Consider the following 1707-nt stretch of genomic DNA (forward strand, 5'->3'; position numbering starts at 1 on the left):
GGGGTGCAGATCAAATTGCTTGGGCTGAATGTTTGTCAAAGAATTAAGCGTGTTTTGCCGTAACTTCTTTTAATAAGGTTTGTAGTTCACCTTTTTGGAACATTTCTAATACGATGTCACAACCACCGATTAATTCGCCTTCTACCCATAATTGTGGGAAAGTCGGCCAGTTTGCGAATTTTGGTAATTCAGCACGAATATCCGGGTTGGTTAAAATATCTACATAACCGAATGGTACTTGGCAGTTAATTACCGCTTCTACCGCACGAGCAGAGAAACCGCATGAAGGGAATTTCGGCGAACCTTTCATATAAAGAAGAATCGGGTTTTCGCTGATTTGTTTTTTGATTTTTTCAATAGTATCGATAGTTTCCATGATAACCTCTAGTGATTAATATCTGAGTGATTGTATCAGACTTTTATGACTAGCCAAATAACCTTTTCACCTTATAACGAAATATCTCGTCTACCGGCAAAAGAGTGAGAAAGGGTTGTACCATCGACCATTTCTAATGAGCCGCCAACTGGAATCCCATGCGCAATTCGTGTGACTTTTACATTGTGGATACGGCACATTTCCGCAATATAATTGGCAGTCGCATCGCCTTCAATCGTCGGATTAGTGGCAAGAATGACTTCGTGAAAAGATTCGTTTTCTAAACGGCTTTGTAACAGATCTAAGCCGATTTCTCTCGGTCCAATGCCGTCTAACGGTGAAAGATGTCCCATTAATACAAAGTAACGTCCTGAAAACTGTCCGGTTTGTTCAATTGCTTGAATATCTTCCGGCATTTCAACCACACAAAGTTGACCGCTCATTTGGCGGCGAGGATTTTTACAAATATTGCATTCGTCTTCTTCGGTAAACGTACGACAAGAGTTGCAATGACCGATATGCGTCATCGCTTCATTCAAGGCTTTAGATAAGTTTACACCTCCGGAACGATTGCGTTGTAATAAATGATATGCCATACGTTGGGCGGATTTCGGGCCGACGCCGGGTAAAGCTCGTAAGGCTTCCATAAGGTTTTCGAGTAAAGGGCTAATTTGCATAAATAGGAATGGATAGTTGAAAATTAATAATGGATAGTTGCAAAAGCTCCTATCCATTATCGCTCAATTAGAATGGGAATTTCATGCCCGGCGGTAATTGCATACCGGCAGTCACGCTTGCCATTTTTTCTTTTTGCATTTCTTCTGCACGGCGAACAGCATCATTGAATGCAGCGGCAACTAAGTCTTCCACCATTTCTTTATCGTCTTCCATTAATGACGGATCGATTTCGATACGACGGCAATTGTGCGCACCATTGATTGTTACTTTTACTAAACCTGCACCAGATTCGCCGGTTACTTCAAGTTGTGCGATTTCTTCTTGCATTTTTTGCATACGCTCTTGCATTTGCTGAGCTTGTTTCATTAAACCGCCTAAGCCGCCTTTTCCAAACATTACATTTTCCTCAATTTGTATAATAAAAATAGAAACAGTTTATTTTACTTAAGCCCCCCACTTTAGGCAAGCGCTTATCTTTTGCTGATGTTTGCAAAATTTTAGTAAAAAATGACCGCTTATAACGAATAAAAAAATAAGCTCCCGCAGTGATCTGCACCCCAAAAGTTGGACTAAACCTCCAACAGATTAAGGTGCAGATTTTTTATGACTAAATATAACTCGCTATTCAAACAACAAGTCATCGAGTTTTATCT

3 protein-coding genes are annotated in these 1707 nt (G+C 40.3%); all 3 read right to left on the bottom strand.

The annotated features are described in order from the left end of the window. Positions 1–43: 43 nt before the first annotated feature. The gene (gene grxD, locus HMPREF0027_RS11140; protein WP_044024564.1) at positions 44–367 is read right to left on the bottom strand and encodes a Grx4 family monothiol glutaredoxin; all 324 of its coding nucleotides are present in this window, start codon (positions 365–367) and stop codon (positions 44–46) included. A gap of 80 nt (positions 368–447) precedes the next feature. Continuing rightward, positions 448–1053, bottom strand: coding sequence for a recombination mediator RecR (gene recR, locus HMPREF0027_RS11145; RefSeq protein WP_005625374.1), 606 nt, complete (start codon positions 1051–1053; stop codon positions 448–450). Positions 1054–1120: 67 nt separating this feature from the next. Next, positions 1121–1450, bottom strand: a complete 330-nt coding sequence (locus HMPREF0027_RS11150; protein WP_005600053.1) for a YbaB/EbfC family nucleoid-associated protein — start codon at positions 1448–1450, stop codon at positions 1121–1123. Between the last annotated feature and the right edge of the window lie 257 nt (positions 1451–1707).

It is taken from the genome of Actinobacillus ureae ATCC 25976, from assembly GCF_000188255.1.
GTDB lineage: Bacteria > Pseudomonadota > Gammaproteobacteria > Enterobacterales > Pasteurellaceae > Actinobacillus > Actinobacillus ureae.